7 protein-coding genes are annotated in these 6,156 nt (G+C 74.4%); 6 read left to right on the top strand and 1 reads right to left on the bottom strand.

Annotation, left to right across the window (positions count from 1 at the left end; genetic code table 11):
- A partial coding sequence (locus tag VFW24_01560) for a lipid II flippase MurJ (protein HEX5265435.1) occupies positions 1 to 807 on the top strand: 807 nt, incomplete at its 5' end.
- 34 nt (positions 808 to 841) lie between these two features.
- Positions 842 to 1,684 carry a DegV family protein gene (locus VFW24_01555; GenBank protein ID HEX5265434.1) on the top strand — a complete coding sequence of 281 codons (843 nt, stop codon included), beginning with the start codon at positions 842 to 844 and terminating at the stop codon, positions 1,682 to 1,684.
- 7 nt (positions 1,685 to 1,691) lie between these two features.
- Here the strand turns inward: VFW24_01555 and VFW24_01550 are convergent, their stop codons facing one another.
- On the bottom strand, positions 1,692 to 2,087 hold the full coding sequence (locus tag VFW24_01550; GenBank protein HEX5265433.1) for a hypothetical protein: 396 nt from the start codon (positions 2,085 to 2,087) through the stop codon (positions 1,692 to 1,694).
- Positions 2,088 to 2,115: 28 nt separating this feature from the next.
- Here VFW24_01550 and VFW24_01545 point away from each other — a divergent pair, with 28 nt between their 5' ends.
- The 4 genes from VFW24_01545 (at position 2,116) to VFW24_01530 (ending at position 5,823) form a co-directional block, all read left to right on the top strand.
- Positions 2,116 to 2,472: a hypothetical protein gene (locus tag VFW24_01545; GenBank protein HEX5265432.1), complete on the top strand. Its 357-nt coding sequence runs from the start codon at positions 2,116 to 2,118 to the stop codon at positions 2,470 to 2,472.
- 30 nt (positions 2,473 to 2,502) lie between these two features.
- Positions 2,503 to 3,474 (top strand): thioredoxin-disulfide reductase, encoded by a 972-nt coding sequence (gene trxB, locus VFW24_01540; GenBank protein ID HEX5265431.1) that lies wholly within the window; start codon positions 2,503 to 2,505, stop codon positions 3,472 to 3,474.
- A gap of 187 nt (positions 3,475 to 3,661) precedes the next feature.
- A complete protein-coding gene (locus VFW24_01535; protein ID HEX5265430.1) occupies positions 3,662 to 4,612 on the top strand; it encodes a CAP domain-containing protein in 951 nt (316 codons plus the stop codon).
- 134 nt (positions 4,613 to 4,746) lie between these two features.
- Positions 4,747 to 5,823 carry a hypothetical protein gene (locus VFW24_01530; GenBank protein ID HEX5265429.1) on the top strand — a complete coding sequence of 359 codons (1,077 nt, stop codon included), beginning with the start codon at positions 4,747 to 4,749 and terminating at the stop codon, positions 5,821 to 5,823.
- Positions 5,824 to 6,156: the final 333 nt, after the last annotated feature.

Below are 6,156 nucleotides of genomic sequence, written 5' to 3'. Positions count from 1 at the left end.
GGGTTCGTGGCCACCAACCAGGTGGCGTTCTGGGTCGTCCTCCTGCTGGCCAACCGCAAAGCGGGCGACGTGTCGGTGTACACGACCGCCTACGCCCTCTTCCAGTTCCCCTACGGGATCGTGGCGGTGTCGATCATGAGCGCCGTCCAGCCCGACCTGGCCGACAGCTGGGCCCGGCGGGCGGTGGACTCCTTCCGGGACCGGGTCTCGACGGCGGTGCGCGCCATGACCGCGATCATCGTCCCCGCCACGGTCGGCTACGTCCTCCTGGCCCGCCCGGCGGTGGCGCTGGTCGTGCGCCACGGGGCGGCCGGGGCCGCCGACTCGCACCGGGTGGCCACCGTCACCGCCCTCTTGTCGGTGGGTCTGCCCGGCTTCTGCACCTACCTGCTCGTGATCCGGGCCTACCAGGCGATGCAGGACACCCGCACCCCCTTCTACCTCTATCTCCTGGAGAACGGGCTCAACGTGGTGCTGGCCTTCGCCTTCTACCCCTCGCTCGGGGTGCGAGGCCTGGCCCTGGCCCTGGCCCTGGCCTACACCGGCGCAGCGGTGGTGGCCCTGCTGGACCTGCGGGAGCGGCTGGGCCGGCTCGACGGCGGGGTCCTGCTGGCCCACGCCGGTCGGGTGGCGGTTCCCTCGGTCGCCATGGGGCTGGCGGTCGCCTTCGTGGGGGCGATGATCACCGGGACCGGTACCGGGGCCCTGCTCGTGCACGTCGTGCTGGCGGTGGTGGTCGGCGCTGGGGTCTACTTCACTGTTGCCGGGGTGATGGCCGGTTGGCAGAGAAGGAGGCCGGGGCGGTGAGCCACGGAAGACGACACAGGGGGCGGGGGACACGATGAGCCGGGTCAAGGTGGTGACCGACAGCGCGTGCGACCTGCCCCAGGACCTGGTCGACGAGCTCGGCATCGAGATCGTGCCGCTCAGCATCCGGTTCGGGGCCGAGGAGCTGGTCGACCGCCGCGACCTCACCCCGGACCAGTTCTGGGCCCGGTGCAAGGCGTCCCCGGTGCTGCCCGAGACGGCGGCGCCGGCGCCCGGGGCCTTCCAGACCGCGTTCACCCGGGCCGCCGACGAGGGGTGCGACGGCGTCGTGTGCGTGAACCTGTCCGGGGCGCTCTCCGCCACCCACCAGGCCGCGGTGGCCGCCGCCAGTGCCGTGGCCGACCGCATCCCGGTGCGGACGGTCGACTCCCGGTCGGTCACGCTCGGCCTCGGGCTGATGGTGCTGTCGGCCGCCCGGGCGGCGGCGGCGGGCAAGTCCACCGAGGACGTGGCCGGCATAGCCGAGGACCTGGTCCCCCGGACCCGCGTGTTCGGCGCCCTCGACACCCTCGAGTACCTGAAGAAGGGGGGGCGGATCGGCGGGGCCCAGGCGCTCTTCGGGACCATGCTGTCGATCAAGCCGATCGTCGAGGTGGTCGACGGCGCCGTGGCGGGGGAGTCGAAGCAGCGCACCCGGAGCCGGGCCCTGGCCTACCTGGTCGACAAGGTCCGATCGGCGGGCGAGATCGAGGACCTGGGCGTGCTGACCGGCGCCTCCACCGATCTCGAGCAGTTCCTCGACCGGATCGGCCAGGTCTACCCGCGGGACAAGATCGTGGTCGGCGACATCGGTGCGGTGATCGGGAGCCACGTCGGGCCCGGGACCATCGGCGTCACCTTCCACGTCGCCGGCTAGCCGGGCACTACAGCCCGGTCGCCCCACCCGCCTCCGGGGGCGGGATCTCCCCTTCGTCGCGGGGACCGGTAGGTCCCCCCCGGGCTGCGGTGGCCGCCCAGGCCACGGCGGCGGCGCCGGCAAACGGCGTGGCCACCCACTGCGCCACGCTGGCGTAGCCGAGCTGGTGCCCGGTCGAGATCCACAGCGACCAGACCCACGCCACCGACGGGAACAGGGCGGCGGCCGCCAGCCCGGCGGGGCGAGGCGGGCGTCGGGGGACCGCGGTCGCCTCCCCCACCACGACCCCGAACAGCACGCAGGCGACGATCGCCACCAGGTTGGCCAGGGTGTACTCGCCGAGGATGGCGCCCCCGAGGGCCGACGATCCGGCCGCCGCCAGAACGGCCAGGAGGATGCGCATCGGCCGGCGAGGGTATCGTCGCCAGGTCATGGAGCGGCTCTCCTCCTCCTCGGGCGCGCCCGGGGTCACCGCGCCCACCGCCGGAGGCAACGGCGGTGGCGCCGACTGGACGGTCCAGGTGGCCGACCGCATCGACGGCGTGGTGCTGGCGGTGCGGGACCGGTCGGTGGTGCCCCTCACGCTCGTGGCCCGGGCGCTGGTCTACGGCTTCATCGTGCTGGTGGCGGCGGTGGCTCTGGCCGTCGTCGGGGCGGTGGCGGCGGTCCGGGCCCTCAACGTGGCCCTGCCCGACTGGGAGTCCGAGGCCGTGCTCGGGGGATTTTTCGCGCTCTCCGGCTTGTTCCTACTGTCCCGCGCCCGGCGTTCCGCCCGCGGGGCCAGATAAGCCCGCAGAAGTCGGGCCGGAGGAACGACAGTGCCGACGGATCCCATCCACGAGGTCGCGATCATCGGGTCGGGGCCGGCCGGCCTCACCGCCGCCATCTACACGGCCCGGGCCAACCTGGCGCCCCTGGTCATCGAGGGGGAGCCCTCCTCGACCAGCGACCAGCCCGGCGGCCAGCTCATGCTCACCACCGAGGTCGAGAACTACCCGGGGTTCGTGGACGGGATCATGGGCCCCGAGCTCATGACGACCATGCGCTCCCAGGCCACCCGGTTCGGGGCCGACCTCCGCACCGAGAAGGTCAGCAGGGTCGACCTGGCCGCGGGCAGCCCCTTCCCGATCTGGGTGGGCGATCCCTCGGTGCCCGAGCCGACCTACCGGGCCCGGGCCCTGATCGTGGCCACCGGGGCCCGCTCACTCATGCTGGGCGTGGACGGAGAGGACCGCCTGCTCGGCCACGGCGTGTCGACCTGCGCCACCTGCGACGGCTTCTTCTTCCGGGGCCACCACATCGCGGTGATCGGGGGCGGGGACTCGGCGCTGGAGGAGGCCCTGTTCCTGACCAAGTTCGGCGAGACGGTCACGATCATTCACCGCCGCAAGGAGCTGCGGGCCTCCAAGATCATGCAGGACCGGGCCTTCAAGAACCCGGCCGTCGACTTCATCTGGGACTCGGTGGTCGAGGAGGTCCTGGGTGAGTCCTCGGTGAGCGGGGTCCGGCTCCGCAACGTGGTCACCGGGGAGCGCTCGGACCACCCCTTCACCGGGGTGTTCGTCGCCATTGGCCACTCACCGAACACCGACCTCTTCCGGGGCCAGCTGGACATGGAGGAGAGCGGCTACCTGATCACCCAGGCCGGGTCGACCCGCACCAACGTCACCGGGGTGTTCGCCTGCGGTGACGTCCAGGACCACGTGTACCGCCAGGCGGTGACCGCCGCCGGGTCGGGGTGCATGGCCGCCATCGACGCCGAGCGCTGGTTGGAGAGCGTCAAGGGCTAGCGGTCTCGCCGGTCGGTCTCGATCCCGACCTCGGCTCGGGCGGTCGCGGGCGGGACGGGGGGCGCCGGGCGCCGGGGTGGCCCGGGATGCCCCCACTTGTCGCGTTTCACATGGTCCGAAATCACTGAACGTGGCGGGGCGTCACTGACTGTGTCAAGCGCGCCCTTCCACGCGCCGAGACCGTGGAGTGAACAAAGGGCGCATCGCGGCGGCGGTGGCGGCGGCGGTCTCGGTCGGGATGGGGGTGCTGGCCCAGGCGGCGCCGGCATTCGCGGCGGGCTACTCGGGCGCAGACGCCTCGGCGTTCGTGGCCGACATCAACGCCCTGCGGGCATCGCACGGGCTGGGCTCGCTGTCGGTCAGCTCCTCGCTGGTGTCGATGGCCGACAACTGGTCGGTGCACCTGGCGGGGGCGGGCAGCCTCTCGCACAACCCGAATCTGGCCGGCCAGGCCCCGACGGGCTGGCGTCTGCTCGGTGAGAACGTGGGGGTGGGCCCCGACGTGGCCACCCTGCAGTCGGCGTTCACCAACAGCCCCGAGCACTACGCCAACATGGTCGATCCCCGCTTCACCCAGATCGGTGTGGCGGTCTACGTCAGCTCCCAGGGCTACCTGTGGGTGACCGAGGACTACATGGAGCCGCCGGCGGCAGCCGCCGCTCCCGCCCCGGTCGTGTCGGCGCCCCGGACGTCTCCCGCTCCGGCCCCCGCCCCGGTGGTCGTCCGCCCCGTGGTGGCGACCTCTCCGGCCCCGGCCCCGGTCCCGGTCCACGCCTCGCCGGCGACGCCCGCTCCCACGCCGGCGACCGTCCCGCCTGCTCCGGCCCCGGTCCACCCCGCTGCGTCCGCCGCGGCCCCGGTCGCCACCCCCACGCCGGCCACCACACCGGCGTCCCCCGCTCTCCGGGCGAAGCCCGCCCCCGCGCCCCACCAGACCCACCGGACCGCAGCCGTCCAGCCGGCCCATCGGTCGGTGTCCGCGCCGTCGGGCCTCGGGGCCGTCCTGCCGGCCGTGAGCCGGTACGCCTCCCAGACCCGGGACGTGGCCCTGGTCCTGGTGCCCCTGGCCGCTCTGGCCTGGGTGCTCCCCCGCCGCCGGCTGGGACTCTCGCACCGGGGTCCGATCAGCACGGTCTGAATCAGACCTTCGGCTCATTTGCGAGCCGAAACGTTGACGGAGAGTGGCTGCGCCCGTACCGTCCGCCCACAGAGGCAAGAACCCGACAGGCCCGTCAGCCGGGTCCAGGGTTCGGGAGAGGACGGGCTGAGCGGATGCTCAAGTACTTCGGATGGATGGCCCGGCGGATGCTGGCGGCATCACTGCCGACGCAGATCGCCACCGTGGCCGCGGCGGCGGCGGTGTCGATCGCCGGTGTCGGCGCCATCCAGGAGTCGGGCAACCACCTCGGTCCGGTGGCCCTCCAGGCCCAGTCCGGCCAGGCCGGCGGCCCGGCATCGGGCGCCTCGTCGACCGGCTCGGGCGCCAACGGCAGCGGCACCGGCCCGCGGATCCTGTCCCCCGGCACCGGCAGCTTCGCCGAGGGCCCCCCGGTCCCGACCACGCCTGCGTCCTCGCCGGCGGCCAGCGGGACCACCCAGGTCCTGGGTGAGGTCGTCTCGCCGGACCCGAGCGGCACCGGCGGCCAGCTCGCCAATTCGCGCGGAGCGTCGTCGTCTCCGAACTCGACGGTCGGGGCGGCGGGGAACGGGTCCAGAGGATCCCGCGGCGGGGCGGGCCACGGTTCGTCGGCGGGCCGGGGCAACGGGGGCACCCGGAACGGGGGTTCCGGCAACGGCGCCGGGAACGCCAACCCGGGTCACGGCAACGGAACCGGCGCGGGCAGCGGTCAGGGCACCGGCGCCGCCCAGGGCGGCCCCGCCAACGGCGGCAGCCAGGCCGCCCCCGGCGGGACCGGCGGCTCCAAGGGGACCAACCCCGCCCCGGGCAGCGGCCCCGGCACCACGGGCTCCGGCAGCGGCTCCGGCACCACGGGCTCCGGCGGCGCCAACCCGGTTGCGGCCGGTGGCGGGAGCAACGGCGGGAGCTCGAACCCCGGGGCCGGCTCGGGCGCCGGGAGTGGCGGCACCGGCACCACCGGATCCGGTGGGAGCGGCAGCCCCGCCGGCCAGACCAACGGCGGCACCGCCAGCACCGGGACCGGCACGGGCGCGGGCACCGGCACCGGATCGAGCGGCACGGGTGGCACCTCGGCCGGCTCCGGCGGCAGCGGTGGCTCGACCAGCTCGACGGGCAAGCCGCCTCCCAAGCCGGCCCCCACCCCCAAGCCCCCCGCACCGCCGAAGCCAGCCCCCAGGACCGGCGGGGGCACGAGCTCCCACGGGGCCTAGACCACGGCTCCCGCTCCCGCCACCTAGCCGGTCCCCCCGGGTCCGGGCCGGGCGCAGCGATAGGCACGACCCTCCGGGTGCACCGGCGCCGGCTCCCGGCGGCAGCACCGGCGGGGGGACCACCCCCGGCCCGTGACGGCTTCCAAGTCGGGCAATTCGGTCATATTCCCGTCACAGGCCCTGGTCAGGAGAGGTATGGCCCTCAACGTGACGAGTAATGGAAGAGGAGAGCCCCCGCCGGGGCGACCGCCCCGGCCCCCCGGGCGGGACGCCGCCGGGCCCGCCGGGCTAGCCTCCGGGTGTGACGAGTACGGCGCTCCAGCAGGGGACCTG

The sequence above is a fragment of the Acidimicrobiales bacterium genome, from assembly GCA_036273495.1.
Classification (GTDB): domain Bacteria; phylum Actinomycetota; class Acidimicrobiia; order Acidimicrobiales; family JAJPHE01; genus DASSEU01.
The sequence above is the reverse complement of the archived record's forward strand: the minus strand, read 5'-3'. Positions and strand labels throughout refer to the sequence as shown.